Here is a 16,361-nt window from a genome sequence, read left to right as displayed (position 1 = left end):
TGCGACGATGACCCAAGCGTCCGCCGGCCCGTCGCCCTACCGCTCGGCCTTCCGCCCCGACCTGCTCGCCGGCCAGGTGATCGTGGTCACCGGCGGTGGCTCGGGCATCGGCCGCTGCACCGCGCACGAACTGGCAGCGCTCGGCGCCACACCGGTGCTTGTGGGCCGCACGTTGGCCAAGCTCGAAGGCGTGCGCGCCGAACTGGCCGAACGCGGCTGCCGCGCCGGCGTGCAGGTGATCGACATCCGCGACGGCGCCGCGGTGCGCGACGGCGTGGCCGCCATCCTGGCCGAACACGGCCGCATCGATGGCCTGGTCAACAACGCCGGGGGCCAGTTCCCGAGCCCGCTGGAGAGCATTTCCGACAAGGGCTGGGACGCCGTCGTGCGCAACAACCTGAACGGCGGCTTCAGCATGATGCGCGAGGTGTTCACGCAGTGGATGCGCGCGCATGGCGGTGCCATCGTCGGTGTGGTCGCGCCGGTCGACTTCGGCTTCCCGAACATGGGCCACACCGGTGCCGCGCGCGCCGGCATGATCAACCTGACGCAGACTGCGGCGCTCGAATGGGTGCAGCACGGCGTGCGCGTCAACGCAGTCGCACCGGGCTCGATCATCGGCAGCGGCCTGGGCACCTACAGCCCCGAATTCCAGGAGCGCCTGAAGACGCGGCGCACCCACATCCCCTATCACCGGCTGGGCACCGAGGCCGAGGTCTCGGCCTGCATCTGCTTCCTGCTGTCGCCGGCCTCCACTTACGTCACCGGCCTGGTGCTGCAGGTCGACGGCGGGCTGCGCCTGGCCAAGCACAACTGGACCGTGCCCGAGCACCAGGCCATCCCGCCTTACGACCCGTTCGGGCAATCCGCGCGGCCCGAGTTCCTGAAGGGGCAATGATGTCGCTGCCCTTCTCCGCACTGCGCGTGCTCGACATGAGCCAGGGCTACGCCGGCCCCTATTGCGGCATGCTGCTCGGCCAGCACGGCGCGCAGGTCACGAAGGTCGAACCGCCCGAGGGCGACTGGATCCGCGGCATGGGCACGCGCCACGGCGAACACACCGCGCTCGACCTCGCCGTCAACCGCGGCAAACGCAGCATCGCGATCGACATGCGCGCCGATCCCGGGCGCGCGCTCGCGCGGCGGCTGGCCGGCGGCTGCGACGTGTTCATCGAGAGCTTCCGCCCCGGCGTGGCCGACAAGCTCGGCCTCGGCTACGCGGCATTGGCGGCCGCGAATCCGAAGCTCGTCTACCTGTCGATCAACGGCTTCGGCCCGACCGGCCCCGACGCCGCACGGCCCGGCACCGACACGGTGCTGCAGGCCTTCTCAGGAATGATGGCGCTGAACCGCGACGCGGCCGGCAACCCGAGCCGGGTCGGCTTCCTGATCGTCGATGCGCTGTCGGCGCTGTACGCCTTCCAGGCGCTGTCGGTCGCGCTCTATGCACGCCTGGCCGGCGGCGGCGGGCGCCATCTCGAGATCAGCCTGATGCAGTCGTGCGCGGCGTTCCTGGCGCCGAAGATCATCGAGTCGCGGCTCGAGCCGGCGGGCGCTCGCTCGCTCAACGCGCCGGCCGGCATCTACCGCAGCAGCGACGGCTGGATCGCACTGGCCCTGAGCAAGGAAACGCAGTTCCGCTCGCTGGCCGCCGCCATCGGCCGCGAAGTCCTGCTGGGCGACCGGCGCTTCAACAGTTTCGAGACCCGCGCGCGCCATCTGCCCGCTCTGCTGCCGGCGATCGAGCAGGCGCTGCTCGGCGCCACCACGGCCGAATGGCTGCAGCGCTTCGCCACGGCCGACGTGCTGTGCAGCCGTGTCAACGGCATCGCCGAGTGGCTGGCCGAACCGCAGGTGCAGGCGACGGGCGCGGTGGCCGAAGCGCCGGCGCCGATGGGCGCCATTCCGCTGCCGCTGATCCCCGGCGCCGGCGCGCCGCACGGCGACTGGCCGGCGATCGGCGGCGACGGCGCGCAGGTGCTGCGTGCAGCGGGCCTGTCCGAGCCCGAGATCGATGCGCTCGTCGCCGCCGGCACGGTCGTGCTTCCCCCCTCGCCGGCGCGCGAAACAGCAAGGCATTGAAGACGATGGACCTCACTCTGTCCGACAAGCACCAGGCGCTGGCCGACGAGGTGGCGCAGTTCGTGGCCCGCCACGGCACACGCGCCCCGAAGCCGCACGCCGGCTACCAGCCGCCGGACGAACGCATGCTCGACTGGCAGGCCCTGCTGGTCGAGCACGGCTACTCGGCCCGCACCGTGCCGCGCGAATACGGCGGTTTCGGCGCCGCGCCCGACGTGCTGGAAGGCGCGATCATCGCCGAGGGCTTCGCCCGCGCCGGTGTCTGGCAGGGCTTCATGAACCAGGGCGTGCGCATGGTCGCGCCGACGCTGCTCGAGGTCGGCACCGAAGCGCAGAAGCGCGACTACGTGCGCCCCACCATCCTGGGCCGCATGCTGTGGTGCCAAGGCTATTCCGAACCCGGCGCCGGCAGTGACCTGGCCTCGGTGCAGACGCGCGCGGTGCGCGACGGCGACGACTACGTCATCAACGGCCAGAAGATCTGGACCAGCTTCGCGCACTACGCGCACATGATCTACGTGCTGTGCCGAACCGAGCCCGAGCGCCCCAAGCACGCCGGCCTGTCCTACCTGCTGCTGTCGATGAAGACGCCGGGCATCGAGGTGCGCCCGCTGCCCAACATGACCGGGCGGCGCGAGTTCAACGAGGTCTTCTTCACCGACGTGCGCGTGCCCGCCAGCCAGATGGTGATGGGCCCGGGCGACGGCTGGAAGGTGGCGCAGGTCAACCTGAAGCACGAACGCCTGAAGCTCGGTGACCCCGACAAGATCACGCAGCGCCTGCACCGCCTCGTGACGCTGATGCGCACGGCGCAGGCCGACGGCCACGTGGCGATGCAGGAACCCGAACTGCGCGTCCGGCTGCTGCAGTTGCAGGCCGAGGCCGCGGCGCTGCGCGCGCACCACCTGCGTTTGCTGACCGAGCAGGCGCAGAACATAGACTCGGGCGTCAAGCGCCTGATCGTCAAGCTCGCCGGCACCGGGTTGCTGTGGCGCCTGTCGGCGCTGGCGCTCGACGCCTGCGGCGAAGCCGGGCTGCGCTACGCGCCGCATGCCGATGCGAGCGATGACGACGAGGTCACGGTCTGGAACTTCGACCACATGTACGACCTCGGCATGCTGATCGGCGGCGGCACCTCGCACATCCAGAAGAACATCATCGCCGAGCGCGGCCTCGGGCTGCCGCCCGAAGCACGCGCGGGATCCGCCGCACCGGCGGCGAACCCGGGAGACCATCATCGAATTCGGTCTTGACGCGGCGCAGCGCCAGTTCGATGCCGCGCTGCGCGCCTTCATCCGCAGCGCCGTTCCGCTCGACCGCGTGCGCGCGCTCGCGCACGGCGGCTTCGACACCGCGCTGTGGCGCGAACTGCAGGCACTGGGCGTGCCGGCGCTGCGCGTGCCCGAGGCCCACGGCGGCTTGGGCTTGGGCTTGCTCGACGCGGCGGTGGCCGCCGAGGCGCTGGGCAGTGGCAGCGTGCCGGCACCGTTTGCCGCCGTCGCGGTGATGGCACCGGCCTGGGTGCAGGGCGCGGCCAGCGCCGCGCAGCAAGCCGAGTGGCTGCCGCGCATGGCCAGCGGCGAGATGCGCGTCGCGGTGGTGCTCGACGCGCTGGCGTGCGCCCCGGCGCGCGCGCCATCGATATCGGCCAACGCCCTCAGCGGGCAGGCCTGCGGCGTGCTCGACGCCGCAGGCGCCACCCATGGCTTGGTGCTGCTCGGCGATGGCCGCACGGCGCTGGTCGCGATCGATGGCCGCGGTGTCGGCGTGCAGGCGCGGGCCAACATCGACGGCACGCGCAGCGTCGCCGACCTTCGTTTCGACGCCGCACCGGCCGTGCTGCTGGCCGCGGCGGCCGACCCCTGGGCGCTGGCGCGTCGGGTGCGCGACGCCGGCCGCATCGTGCTCGCGGCCGACGCCATAGGCGCCGCGCAGCACATGCTCGACTCGGCCGTGGCCTGGGCCGGCGAGCGGGTGCAGTTCGGTCGCTTGATCGGCAGTTTCCAGGGCCTGAAGCACACGCTGGCCGAAGCGGTGACGCTGCTCGAACCGTGCCGCGCGCTGTTGTGGCAGGCCGCGCATGCGCACGACCAGCATGCCGACGACGCAGCGCTGCTGGCCTGCCACGTGAAGGCGCACGTCGGCGACGTGAGCCGCGAGGTCGCGCGCATGACGACCGAGGCGCACGGCGGCATGGGCTTCACCGACCTGCTCGGCCTGCACCACTGGTTCAAACGCTGCACCTTCGACCGCCAGTTGCTCGGCACGCCGGCGCAGTGCCGCGACGAGGCCGCTTCGCTGCAGGGCTGGGACCAGCCCCTGCCCACCACCACTCTACCGACAGGAGTCACCGCTTGAAAACACCCGACCGCTCCCTCGGCCGCGTCGCCGCCATCATCGGCATGGGCGACTCGTACGCCGACAAGCAGGACGTCAAGGACCCGCTGCAGCTCGCCACCGAGGCGAGCTGGGCCGCGTTCAAGGACGCCGGCATCCGCAAGGACGACATCGACATCCTGCTCACCGGCCGCTCGCCCTGGGCCGACCGGCGGCCGCAGTGGAACAACATCTTCGCCTCGCACATGCAGATGCCGGTGCGCATGACGACCGAGATCACCTTCCACGGTGCCGGCGTCAACGCCATGATCGGCCAGGCCGCGCTGGCGATCGCCGCCGGCGTGGCCGACTACGTGCTGTGCGTGCAGTCGGATGCGGTCGAGCTGTTCATCGACGCCACCGCGGTGGGCGCGGCCACCGACGCCTGCCCGCAGTTCGAGTTCCCCTACGGCCCGACGATTCCGACCATCTACGCGCAGCTCGCCTGCCGCTACATGCACGAGTTCGGCGTCACCGAGGAAGACTTCGCCGAGGTCGCGGTGCAGCGCCAGGAATGGGCGATCCATCACCCGAAAGCGGCCAAGCGCAGGCACGGCCTGATCACCGTCGACGACGTGATGCGCTCGCCCTACATCTCGTCGCCGCTGCGGCGCTGGATGTGCGCCACCTGGGGGCCCGGTGGCACTGCGGGTGCCTTCGTCGTCACCAGTGTCGAACGCGCGAAGCAGGCCAAGCGCCCGATCTACATTCACGGCTTCGGCACCTGCACCACGCACGAGTACCTGTGCGAGCGCATCAACCTGCGCAAGAGCCGCATCCCGCTCGGGCCGCTGCCGGCGATCACGACCACCGGCGCCGCCCACGCCGCGCGCGAGGCCTACGCGATGGCCGACATGACGCCCGCCGACATGCAGCTCGGTGCGCTCGCGGGCAACTTCTCGCACACCGTGCTCGTGCAGCTCGAAGACCTGGGCTTCGCGCCCAAGGGCCGCGCGATGGACCTGGTGCGAAGCGGGCGCATGCGCCCGGGCGGCGACTTTCCGGTCGACACCAACGGCGGCTGGATGGGCTTCGGCCAGCCCGGCATCTCGGTGGCCGCCGACTCGCTGGTCGAGACCGTGCGCCAGTTGCGCGGCGACCCGCTCGGCCTGAAGGCCGGCAACTCGCCCAAGCGCGCGATGGCGTATTCGGCCGGCGGCATGCTGGCGTGCCACAGCGCCGTCATCCTCGGCACCGAAGCGCAATAGACGCTCGCACCACGCCGCACCAGGAGCACACACCATGTTGGAACAAGGCGAATTCGCCGACTACACCGAATCATTTCCGACCCCGCGCGTCACGCAGGACGCGCTGCCCTACTGGGCCGCCGTCAAGGAAGGCCGGCTGCTGTTCCAGCGCTGCCCGGCCTGCCGCGGCGCGATCTTCCCGCCGCGCTCGATCTGCCCGATGTGCGAGGCCGGCGCCACACCGGCGTGGGAAGAGTCCAAGGGCGCGGGCAGTATCTACAGCTTCTCGGTCGTGCACCGGCCGCCCTCGGCGGTGTGGCGCGCGCGCTCGCCCTACACGATCGGCCTCGTGCGGCTCGACGAAGACTGGTTCCTGTTCACCGAGATCGAAGGCCGGCCCGAAGACATGGCGGTCGACAAGCGGGTGCAACTGGCGTTTCCCGAACGCGAGGTGGCGCTGCCGGTGTTCCGCCTCGTCAGCGGCGACGCACCGCGATGAGCGACGCGCGTGCCATGTGGGACGCCACGGCCGAAGGCATGGCGCCGGAAGTCCGGCAGGCGCTGCAGCTCAAAGGCGTGCAGGCACTGCTGGCCTGGGTCAAGGAACGCTCGCCGATGCAGCGCGAGCGATTGGCGCAGGTCGACCCGGCCGCGGTGCGAAGCCTGGCCGACTTTGCCGCACTCGTGCCGCTCTGCACCAAGGACGAGCTGCGCGCCGCGATGGACCGCGTCGGCAGCGCCCTGCCCCACCTGTGCGTGCCGCGCGAAGACATCGTGCTGTCCGGCCCGTCGGCCGGGACCAGCGGACGCCAGACCTACCAGGCCTTCGACGCCCACGACCTGGACCGCAACGTCGAGCTGGCGGCGCGCCTGTTCTGGTGCAGCGGGCTGCGGCCGGGCGATGTGCTGCAGATGCTGGTCACGCCGTTCACGCCGGCAGCCGACATCTTCCGCCTCGGCGCTCAGCGCGCCGGCGCGCAGTGGATCATCCGCGACAACCACGAGCCCGCGCAGGTGCCGCGTTATGTCGAGGTTGCGCGCTCGCTCAAGCCCACCTTCCTGCAGGCCGGCGTGGCCACGTTGCGCGCGATGGCCCAGCACGCCGCGGCCACGCCCGACGGCGGGGCGCTGCCCTACCGGCGCGCGATTCTGATGGGCGCGGCGCTCGGCCCGGAAGCGCGCGAGCAGTTCCGCCAGACGCTGGGCATCGAGGTCACGACGCTGTCGGGCCAGGGCTCGGACTTCAACCTCTTCAGCACCGAGTGCCCGGCCCACGACGGCGAGCACTGGCACGGCGAGGACATGACGCTGGTCGAGGTCGTCGACCCGGCCACCGGCGCGCCGGCGCGCGAGGGCGACGTGGGCGAGATGGTCATCACCGACTTCTACCGCCGCGCCACGCCGCATGTGCGCTGGCGCACCGAGGACATGGTGCGTGTGCACCCGGGCGTGTGCAGTTGCGGCCGGACGTCGCGCCGCTTCACGCTGCTCGACCGGCTGGCCAACCGCGTGCCGGTGCGCGGCGGCGCCGTCTATCCGTTCCAGGTCGAGACCGCGCTGTCGCGCAGCGAGGACGGCCGCAACATCGAGTTCGCGCTGGTGCGCCGGGCGGTCGAGCCGCAGACGCTGGAAGTGCGCCTGCTGCGCCCCGCCACGCTGGCCGACGACGCCGCGGCCAGCGTGGCGCTGCGGCTGCAAGCCCACCTCGACGCCGAGTTGAAGCTGCCGACCCAGGTGTCGTTCCACGACGACCTGCCGCGCGTCGGCTACAAGACGCTGCGCGTGCTCGACGACAGGACGGCGTGATGCCATGAACCTTGCCACCGAGACCGCCGCCGGACGCGGTTCCGCCGCGATTCCCAGCGACTGCCACGGCCAGAACTTCTGGCGCATCGACCCGGCGGTGCAGGACCTGCTCGCGCTGAGCCTGGGCAGCGCCGAACTCGCGCACTTTCGCCCGCACTTCGACCGCCTGGGCGAACTGGCCGGCGGGCGCCTGGACGAACTCGCGGCCAGGGCCGAACGCCACCCGCCGGTGCTGCGCCCGCGCGACCGCTTCGGCCGCGACGAGGACTCGATCGACTACCACCCCGCCTACCGCGAGATGGAACGCATCGCTTGGAGCGAATTCGGCTTGGTCGCGATGAGCCACCGCGGTGGCGTGTTCGGCTGGCCGGAGCCGGTATCGCCGCTGGTCAAGTACACCTTCAAGTACCTGTTCGTGCAGGCCGAGTTCGGCCTGATGTGCCCGATCAACGGCTGCGACACCGCCGCGCATGTCGTTTTCAAGCACGGCGACGACGCGCTCAAGGCGCGCTTGGCGCGTGTGCTCAGTCAGGACATGAACGAGGTGCTGAAGATCACCCAGTTCATGACCGAGAAGAACGGCGGCTCGGATCTCGGCAGCAACGAGCTGCGCGCCGAACGCGACGGCGAGCACTGGCGCCTGCACGGCGAGAAATGGTTCTGCAGCCACACCGACGCCGACTACGCCCTCGTGCTGGCGCGACCGGCCGGCGCACCTGCGGGCACGCGCGGGCTGGGCATGTTCGCGGTGCCGCGCCGGCTCGACGACGGCAGCTTCAACCGCAGCCGCATCGTGCGTCTGAAGGAGAAGATGGGCACGCGCTCGATGGCCACCGGCGAGGTGATCTTCGACGGATCGCTCGCCTATGCGGTGGGCGACGTCGCCGACGGCATCAGGAACGCGATGGCGCCCGTCAACCTGTCGCGGCTGTCGCACGGCGTGCGCGCGGCCGCGATGATGCGGCGCTGCCTGAACAAGGCACTGCGGGTGGCGCGCCAGCGTGTCGCCTTCAAGAAGACGCTGATCGACCACCCGTTGATGCGCCGCTCGCGGCTCAAGCTGATGCTGCCGACCGAGCAGGCGCTGTCGGTGTTTGTCTTCACCGCGGCGGCGATGCGTGATGCGAACGCCGGCCAGCCGCGCGCGCGCGCATTGCTGCGCATCGCCACCGCACTGCTGAAGTTCCGCGCCTGCCGCGACAACGTGCGTGTGGCCACCGCAGCGATGGAAGTGCGCGGCGGCCTGGGCTACATCGAGGAGTGGGTGCATTCGCGGCTGGTGCGCGACGCCCACATCGGCCTGCTGTGGGAAGGCACGAGCAACATCAACGGGCTGGACATCATCACGCGCGCGGTGCGCAAGGACCGCGCCGAGCAAGCCTTGCACGCGGCCCTGCGCGAGCGGCTGCAGCAGCCGGCGATCCCGACGGCGCTGCGCAGCGCGTTGACCGCGGCGCTCGACCGCGGCACAGCCTTCGCGCGCCGCATCGCCGACGATGCGACGCTGGAGGCGCATGCGCGCACGGCCTCGTCAGCGCTGTACCACGCGCTCAGCGCCTGCCTGCTGGCCTGGGAAGGCGCCGAGATCGGCAGCCGTGGCGGCGATGCGCGCCGGCTGCTGCTGGCTTGGTTGGTGCTGCGCCACTGGGCCGGCCGCCTCGACCCATTCGATCTTTCCAGCGACGCACGCGAGCAAGACGCGATCAGCCTGCTGCTCGACACCGCGCCCGTGCCGCTGGCGCGCGCGCAGGCGCTGCTGAACGACTGAACCACAAACCAACCGGAGCACGACCCATGGATTTCGAACTGAGTGAAGAACAACGCGCGATCGCCGAGACGACGCGCCGTTTCGTCGAGAAGGAAATGCCACGCCAGCAGGTGCTGCAGTGGTCGCGCGACAAGGTCGAGCCGCCGCAGGAGCTGTTCAAGAAGTTGGGCAAGATGGGCTACTACGGCTTCCTGCTGCCCGAGGCCTACAGCGGGCTCGAGAAGCCCGACCCGATGGGCATGCTGGCTTTCGTCGAGCAGTTCGCGCGCGCCTCGTCGGCCATCACCACCGCCTGGGGCCGCGTCGCGGTGATCCTGGCGCCGCTGGTGGCCAAGTTCGGCACCCAGGCGCAGAAGGACATGGTGCTGCCCAAGGTGATGGCCGGCGACATCTTCATGGCGCTGGGCCTCACCGAGCCCGGCTCCGGCAGCGACGCGGCCTCGCTGCGCACCACCGCCGTCAGGCGCAGCGACGGCCACTGGGTCATCAGCGGCGAGAAGCTGTATTGCTCGCAGGCCAAATCGGCAGGCTTCCTGATCCTGGCCGCGCGCACCGACCCGCACGCCGTCAAGCAGGAGGGCATCTCGACCTTCCTGATCCCGAACCCGGGCAGCAACCCGGCGATCGAACTGACGCGCATCGAGACCATGGGCCTGGGGCCGGTGCCGACCTTTTCGGCCCACTTCCGCGACCTGGTGCTGCCGCCGGACGCGCTGATCGGGGCCGAGAACAAGGGCTGGCAATGTGTGCTCGGCGGGCTCGACAACGAACGCCTGTACCACGGCGCCATCGGCGTCGGCGCCTCGCAGGCCATCATCGACGAGGTGGTGGCCTACCTGAAGCAGCGCGTGCAGTTCGGCAAGCCGCTCTCCAAGCTGCAGTCGGTGCGGCACAAGATCGTCGACATGCAGTTGCGCACCGATGCGGCGCGGCTGCTGGTCTACCGCGGCGCCAGCGTGCTTGAGAAAACCGGCGCCTGCCACAACGAGGCCTCGTTCGCCAAGGTGGCCGGTGCCGAGTGCTACATGCACTGCGCCTACACCGGGCTGCATCTGCTGGGCGGCTACGGCTACACCGTCGACTCGGGCCTGCCGATGCACTTCCAGGACGCCAAGCTGTTCGAGATCGGCGGCGGCGCGATGGAAGTGCAGCGCGACATCATCGCGCGCGGCATGGGGCTCTAGGTGGCAGCGTCGAACGGAAAGCTGGCAAGCCTGGCCGACGCCGCCGAACTCGCGCGCGGCGCGGCGCGCGTCGCCCTCGGTGGCTGGAGCTTCAGCCGCCGGCCGCTGGCCATCGCGATGCACTGGGCCGCGCACGGTCTGCGCTTCGACGAACTGCTGGTGCTCACCGGCGGCGTCGAGACCGACTTGCTGGTCGCCGCCGGCGCGGCGCAGCGCGTGCGCGGCTTCTACCTCGGCATGGAGGCGCTGGGCATGGGGCCGGGGCTGAAGGCCGGCTGCGACGTGATCGAGGAAACCGAGACCTCGCTGATGCTGGGCCTGAACGCGGCGGTCGAGGGCGCGTCCTTCCTGCCACTGGCGGCGCGCCATGGCGTCGCGCTGGCGCAGGTGCGACCCGATCTGCGCCGCGTGCGCTGCCCGTACACCAATGAAGAGCAACTCGCGATCCCGCCCCTGCCCATCACCGTGGCCTACGTGCACGCATGGCGCGCCGACCGCCGAGGCAACGCGGTGTTCGGTGGCCACCGGGCAGCCGACCGGCTGCTGGCGCTGGCGGCGGACCGGGCCGTCGTGACCTGCGAGGAACTGGTCGACGACATCACCGCCGGTGGGGTCGAGGCCGATCTCACCGAACCACTGGTCAGCATGGTCGTCCACGCGCCCGGTGGCGCGAAACCCGGCGGCTGCCTGCCCGGCTACGAAGCCGACTGGCCGGCACTGCTGGACTACACGGCGCTCGATCGCGACGCCGTGTCCGGCTGGGCCCGCGCCCGGCTCGAAGGAGGGGCACGATGAGCGACAACGTGAACGTCAACGACACCCGCGGCGACACAACCGCCACGCCACCCGACGTGGCCGAGATGATGGTCTGCACGATGAGCGACTGGCTGCTGCGCGCCGAGGTCATCCAGCTCGGTCTGGCTTCGGCGCTGAACCAGGTCGCCGCGCTGCTTGCGCAGGCGCGCACGAATGGCCAAGGCCCCGCGCTCGAAGACCCGGCGGCGCTGACGCTCACGCGCGCCCAGCGCCCCGCTTTCCTGAGCCGCAGCGAACGCGCCGCCCAGATCGGCGCGCTGCGGCGCTACGAGGCGCCCGAATGGATCGGCCAGATGATGCCGCGCCTGTCGGGCCGCGTGCGCCAATTCGTGCGCCCGCTGCAGATCGACGCCCAAGGGCGCATCAACAGCCTGCGCGTCGCCGACAAGCAGGGGCGCCTGCGCCGCTTCGCCGGCCTGGCGGGACTGGCCGAACTGGCCGAAATCGCGCAGCCCTTTCTGGTCTATCTGCCGCAGCAGGACCAGCGCTGCTTCGCCGATGCGGTCGACTTCGTCGTTGCCGACCCGATCGCCGCGCACCGGCCGGGCGTCGGCCATGTCGTGATGGTCACCGATCTCGCGGTGTTCGAGTTCACGTCGGCCGGCGCGCGCGCCCTCAGCCGCCACCCCGGCGTGACGCACGAGCAGCTGCGCGAGCGCACGCCTGCCGCCGTGGCGGTCGGCAGCGTGCCGTACACGGCCAAACCGGATGCCGCGCTGCTGCACAGCCTGCGCACGCAGATCGATCCGCACCGGGTGCGCGACATCGAGTTCGCCAGTGGCACGGCGCGACGCGACGCGCTGCTGCGTCTGTACGAGCGGGAGGTGGCAACCTCGCTGCCCTGAGCCGCTTCAGTCGGTCGGCGGTTTCGGCAGCATCGCGAAGGCCGCGAGCACCTCCGCGATGCCCACACGCTCGGGCTCGCGGCAGAAGGCCTCAATGCGGTCGTAGGCGGCCGGTGGCACGCCGGTCTCGGCGCCGATGCGCCGCACCAGCTTCGAGTCGGTGTCCCAGTCGTAGGAGAAATCGGCCACGGTCATGCGCTGGTCCTGCACCAGCCGCGCGCCGTCGACGGTCTCGGCCTCGATCACGCAGGACAGCACCGGCACCGTGTCGTCGGTCACCAGCTCGATGCGGTCGGTGAGCGCGTTCACGCCAGCATCGTCGTAGGTCGTCATCGCCGCCATGCTCGGCGTGCCGCGCAGCAGCGTCAGTGCGATGCAGAACGGAATGCTCATCAGCGTGCCCGAGATCGAGTCGAACGGCCCCTTGGCGTCCATGCCGGCGTAGCCGGTCTCGAAGGGATTCATGCGCACGCGCACCTGCTCCAAGGCCCGCCCTTCGAGCTTGTCGCGCAGGATCAGCGCGCCGGTCACCGGCGTCTGGTTGAAGGCGCACACCGGGAAAGGCTTGAAGGTGACGCGCTGCACCGACCACTCCTTCCCCAGCCGCGCCAACAGCGCAGGCACGTCGCAGTCGCTGCGCGCGAACGCCTTGACGAAGCCCGAGCGGCCCTCGAACGCGCCCGGCGCCGAGCGCGAACCGGCGCGCGCGAGTTCGGTGGCCACCAGCCCGTTGCGCGCGGCCACACCGACCTGATAGCGCCATTCGTCGGTGCCGTCGGCGAAGGACTGCAGCATGCCGCCCGTGAACGAGGCCGCGTTCGCCAGCGCTGCCGCGCTGCGCGCGGCGTCAAGGCCGAGCAGGTGCGCGCTGGCCGCAGCCGCCGCCAGCGTGCCATAAAGAGGCGACGCGCGCAGCCCGGCGGGCGTCGTCTTCGGCCCGTATGCCGATTCGAGCAGACCGCCCACCTCGTAGCCGGCGATCAGCGCCGGCAGCAAACGCGCCACCGGCAGGCCGCGTGCCTCGATCAGCGCCGTCAGCAGCGGAATCATGATCGTGCCGAAGTGCCCGGCGCCGCAGGTGTCTTCCTGGGCACGGCCGTGGAACAGCGCCGAGTTGGCCAGCGCGGCGCCGTCGACCGAGGTCTTGCGCCCGTCACCGAGCAAGGTGGCGCCACCACTGCGCTCGCCGTCGAGCGCCAGCGCCGCCCGCCGAGCCACCGGGGCGAAGGGCGTGGCGTGCCCGCCGAGCGCGATGCCGTAGCCGTTGAGCAGGCAGGTGCGGGCCTTCTCGACGACAGGTGGCGGAACCTGCGTCAGATCGAGCTCGGCGACGAAACGGCCGAGGCCTTGTGCGAGCGTCATGGAAGTCTCCTTGATCTGTTGCGGGCCCCGCAGGCCGGTCGTTGCTCAGTCGAGCTTGATGCCGGCTCGGGCGATCACCGCGCCCCAGCGCGCGGTTCCCGCCCTCGAGAATGCCGCCAGTTGCTCGGGCGTGCTGCCGCCGACGATCGCCCCCTGCGCGACCAGCCTATCGCGCATCGCAGGGTCGTTGACGAACTTCTGGATCTCGGCATTCAGCCGCGCGATGATCGGCGCCGGCGTCCCTGCCGGCGCCAGCAACTGGTACCAGGTCGAGGCCGCAAAACCCGGGAACGTTTCGCTGATCGCCGGCACGTCGGGCAGCCCGTGCATGCGCTTGACCGACGCCACCGCGAGCAGCTTGAGCTTGCCGGTGTCGATGAACGGGCGGGGCTGCTGAAGCGCATCGAACAACACGTTGATCTGGCCGCCGAGCAGGTCGTTCAGGGCCGGGCCATTGCCCTTGTAGTGCACGGCCAGCATCGAGATGCCCGCCGCTTCTTCGAGCAGCTTCATCGCCAGGTGGGGCGAGGTTCCGTTGCCGGGCGTGCCGACGTTCACCTTGCCGGGGTTGGCCTTCGCGTACGCGAGCAACTCCTTGAAGGTGGTGGCCGGCAGCGCCGGGTGGGCGACCAGCACGTAGGGCAGTTCGGCAACGCGGCTGATCGGCGCGAAATCGCGTTCGGCGTTATATGGCAGCTTGCTGAACAGGTGCGGGTTGATGCTCAGCGCGCCTGTGGCAAGCAGCAGCGTGTAGCCGTCGGGTGCGGATTTGGCGACCGTGTCGGTGCCCAGGATCGTCGCCGCGCCGGCCTTGTTCTCCACGACGACCGGCTGGCCCAGGCTCTGGGTCAGCCACTGCGCGAGCGAGCGCCCCAGCGCGTCCGAGAAGCCGCCCGCCGCGTACGGAACGATCAGCTTCACCGGCTTGTCGGGATAGGACTGCGCCGATGCCGCGGCGACACCGACCGCGAGCGCCAGCAGACCCGCCAGCCGAGCGACCACACGAAAGCCGAAAGTGCCCATGGTCATTCCTTTCGAGACGGTCAGACCGACCCTTGGTAGAGCGCCCCGGACGGCTCGCCGACGACGGTCGTGCGATGCATGTGGCGATACGTCCCCGGCATGCGGTCGCGCAGCGCCTTGTGCATCGCGCAGCGGTTGTCCCACAGGATCATGTCGTGCAGCTGCCAGTGGTGCCGGTAGGTGAACTCGGGCCGCACCGAAGCCTCGAACAGCGTCTTCAGGATCGGCCGGCTCTCGTCCGGCGTCAGGCCGGCGATGTGGGTCGTGATGCCTTCGCTCACATACAACACCTTGCGGCCGGTCTCGGGGTGCACGCGCACGACCGGCTGCACCACCGGCGGGTTGACCTTCTTGTGGGCGTCGGCGGTCGCGCTGTTGCGGCCCTTCTCGGTGTCGTGGATCGCCCAGGCGTAGTCGTGCACCGCCTGCAGCGGCTCGATCAGCGTCTTCAAGCCATCGGACAACGAGTCGTAGGCGCGGTACATGTTGGTGAACATCGTGTCGCCGCCGATCTCCGGGATCTCCAGGCAGTGCAGCAGCGAGCCCATCGCCGGGCGCGTGGTGTACGAGAGATCGGAGTGCCAGTTGACGCCGGTTTCGCGCGTGTCCGAGGGGCTGCCGTCGGCGTTGGGCCGCGTCGTGACGATGAAGATCTCGGCATGCTGCGGATGCCGGTACTTGTAGAGCGCCGCGTGGTTGTCGAGCTGCCCGAAGCGCGCGCTGAACGCGATGTGCTGCTCGGGCGTGATGTCCTGGCCGCGGATCAGCAGGATGCAGTTCTCGATCCATGCCTGGCGAATCTGTGCGATGTCCACGTCGTTCATCGCACGGCTGAGGTCCGCACCGACGATCTCGGCGCCGATGCCGTACGAGAGTTTCTTGACCGTGATGCCCATGGGGATGGTTCCTTGCAATCGAAGTGGCAGCCCTATTCGGCCTTCGCGCCGGAATCGCGCACGACCTTGGCCCATTTCACCGCCTCCGAACGCATGAAGGTGCCGAGTTGGTCGGCAGAGCCGGTCATCGGCTCCATGCCCATCGTCGCGAAGATCTGCTTCAGCTCGGGCTGCGCGGTGACCTTCGCCGTCTCGGCGCTGAGGCGCGCGATCACGTCGGGCGGCGTGCCGGCGGGCGCCAGCAGCGCATACCAGACGCCGAGGTCGAAGCCGGGATAGCCCGACTCGGCCACCGTCGGTACCTTCGGCTCGAACGAGGAGCGCGCCGCGGAGCTGACGGCGAGGAAGCGCAGCTTGCCCGATTGCACGTGCGGGCCGGTCGTCGCCCAGGCATCGAACATCACCTGCAGGCTGCCGCCGAGCATGTCGTTGACGGCCGCAGCCGTGCCCTTGTAGGGCACGTGCGTGATGCTCATGCCGGTGTGGGCCTTGAGCATCTCCATCGCGAGGTGGGTCGTGCCGCCGATGCCCGACGAACCGTAGTTGAACTTGTCCGGCTTGGCCCGCACTGCGGCGACCAGTTCGGCCACCGAGTTCACCGGGCTCGTTGCCGGCACCGTCAGGAAGAGCGGCAGCTGGCCGACCAGCCCGATCGGCGCGAAGTCCTTCATCGGATCGAAGTTCAGCTTCGCGTAGAGCGCCGGGTTGATGACGAGCTGGCCGGTGGCGCCGAAGAACAGCGTGTAGCCGTCAGGCGGCGCCTTGGCCGCCATCTCGGCGGCGATGTTGCCGCCGGCGCCGCCGCGGTTGTCGACGATCACCTGCACCCCCAGCCCGGTGCCGAGCTTCTGCGCGATCGAGCGCGCCATCAGGTCGGTCGCGCCGCCCGCGGCGTACGGCACGATCAGACGAATCGGCTTGTTGGGATAGGCTTGTGCGGCGGCATCCGTCGCCACCGCGGCCAGCACCATCTGCGCCGTGATCATTGTCTTGAACGGGGTCATTGTCTGTTCCTG

The 16,361-nt window shown here is 70.4% G+C and carries 15 protein-coding genes; 11 read left to right on the top strand and 4 right to left on the bottom strand.

What is annotated here, in order from left to right; all coding sequences use genetic code 11:
• Positions 1-7: 7 nt before the first annotated feature.
• The 11 genes from AC30PD_RS13815 to AC30PD_RS13765 are packed head-to-tail and all read left to right on the top strand — an operon-like array spanning position 8 to position 12,064.
• Positions 8-898, top strand: coding sequence for an SDR family oxidoreductase (locus AC30PD_RS13815; protein ID WP_489536219.1), 891 nt, complete (start codon positions 8-10; stop codon positions 896-898).
• The gene (locus tag AC30PD_RS13810; RefSeq protein WP_489536218.1) at positions 895-2,082 is read left to right on the top strand and encodes a CaiB/BaiF CoA transferase family protein; all 1,188 of its coding nucleotides are present in this window, start codon (positions 895-897) and stop codon (positions 2,080-2,082) included. Before AC30PD_RS13815 ends, AC30PD_RS13810 begins: the two co-directional genes overlap by 4 nt.
• A 5-nt stretch (positions 2,083-2,087) precedes the next feature.
• Positions 2,088-3,335, top strand: coding sequence for an acyl-CoA dehydrogenase family protein (locus AC30PD_RS13805; protein ID WP_489536217.1), 1,248 nt, complete (start codon positions 2,088-2,090; stop codon positions 3,333-3,335).
• Positions 3,316-4,440 carry an acyl-CoA dehydrogenase family protein gene (locus tag AC30PD_RS13800; RefSeq protein ID WP_489536347.1) on the top strand — a complete coding sequence of 375 codons (1,125 nt, stop codon included), beginning with the start codon at positions 3,316-3,318 and terminating at the stop codon, positions 4,438-4,440. Before AC30PD_RS13805 ends, AC30PD_RS13800 begins: the two co-directional genes overlap by 20 nt.
• On the top strand, positions 4,437-5,666 hold the full coding sequence (locus tag AC30PD_RS13795) for a thiolase family protein (protein WP_489536216.1): 1,230 nt from the start codon (positions 4,437-4,439) through the stop codon (positions 5,664-5,666). The genes AC30PD_RS13800 and AC30PD_RS13795 overlap by 4 nt, the downstream gene beginning before the upstream one ends.
• Before the next feature lie 34 nt (positions 5,667-5,700).
• Positions 5,701-6,144, top strand: coding sequence for a Zn-ribbon domain-containing OB-fold protein (locus AC30PD_RS13790; protein ID WP_489536215.1), 444 nt, complete (start codon positions 5,701-5,703; stop codon positions 6,142-6,144).
• Positions 6,141-7,451: a phenylacetate--CoA ligase family protein gene (locus AC30PD_RS13785; protein WP_489536214.1), complete on the top strand. Its 1,311-nt coding sequence runs from the start codon at positions 6,141-6,143 to the stop codon at positions 7,449-7,451. The genes AC30PD_RS13790 and AC30PD_RS13785 overlap by 4 nt, the downstream gene beginning before the upstream one ends.
• A gap of 4 nt (positions 7,452-7,455) precedes the next feature.
• A complete protein-coding gene (locus AC30PD_RS13780; RefSeq protein ID WP_489536213.1) occupies positions 7,456-9,219 on the top strand; it encodes an acyl-CoA dehydrogenase family protein in 1,764 nt (587 codons plus the stop codon).
• 26 nt (positions 9,220-9,245) lie between these two features.
• Positions 9,246-10,403 carry an acyl-CoA dehydrogenase family protein gene (locus AC30PD_RS13775; RefSeq protein ID WP_489536212.1) on the top strand — a complete coding sequence of 386 codons (1,158 nt, stop codon included), beginning with the start codon at positions 9,246-9,248 and terminating at the stop codon, positions 10,401-10,403.
• On the top strand, positions 10,404-11,198 hold the full coding sequence (locus tag AC30PD_RS13770) for a CoA-transferase (RefSeq protein WP_489536211.1): 795 nt from the start codon (positions 10,404-10,406) through the stop codon (positions 11,196-11,198). It abuts the gene before it with no gap.
• Positions 11,195-12,064 (top strand): hypothetical protein, encoded by an 870-nt coding sequence (locus tag AC30PD_RS13765; RefSeq protein WP_489536210.1) that lies wholly within the window; start codon positions 11,195-11,197, stop codon positions 12,062-12,064. The genes AC30PD_RS13770 and AC30PD_RS13765 overlap by 4 nt, the downstream gene beginning before the upstream one ends.
• Positions 12,065-12,070: 6 nt before the next feature.
• On the opposite strand, the gene AC30PD_RS13760 is transcribed toward AC30PD_RS13765, so the two are convergent.
• From AC30PD_RS13760 to AC30PD_RS13745, 4 genes are read right to left on the bottom strand one after another with little or no spacing between them, the layout of a single operon-like run.
• Positions 12,071-13,426 (bottom strand): MmgE/PrpD family protein, encoded by a 1,356-nt coding sequence (locus AC30PD_RS13760; RefSeq protein ID WP_489536209.1) that lies wholly within the window; start codon positions 13,424-13,426, stop codon positions 12,071-12,073.
• Between the two features lie 45 nt (positions 13,427-13,471).
• Complete coding sequence (locus tag AC30PD_RS13755; protein ID WP_489536208.1) at positions 13,472-14,449, bottom strand: tripartite tricarboxylate transporter substrate binding protein; 978 nt, start codon at positions 14,447-14,449, stop codon at positions 13,472-13,474.
• 20 nt (positions 14,450-14,469) lie between these two features.
• Complete coding sequence (locus AC30PD_RS13750) at positions 14,470-15,345, bottom strand: TauD/TfdA dioxygenase family protein (protein ID WP_489536207.1); 876 nt, start codon at positions 15,343-15,345, stop codon at positions 14,470-14,472.
• A 32-nt stretch (positions 15,346-15,377) separates the two neighbouring features.
• On the bottom strand, positions 15,378-16,349 hold the full coding sequence (locus AC30PD_RS13745; RefSeq protein WP_489536206.1) for a Bug family tripartite tricarboxylate transporter substrate binding protein: 972 nt from the start codon (positions 16,347-16,349) through the stop codon (positions 15,378-15,380).
• Positions 16,350-16,361 lie beyond the last annotated feature (12 nt).

Source organism: Rhizobacter sp. (genome assembly GCF_032229685.1).
Classification (GTDB): domain Bacteria; phylum Pseudomonadota; class Gammaproteobacteria; order Burkholderiales; family Burkholderiaceae_C; genus LMDS01.
Note: the sequence above shows the minus strand (reverse complement) of the source record. Positions and strands in the feature narration are given on the sequence as shown.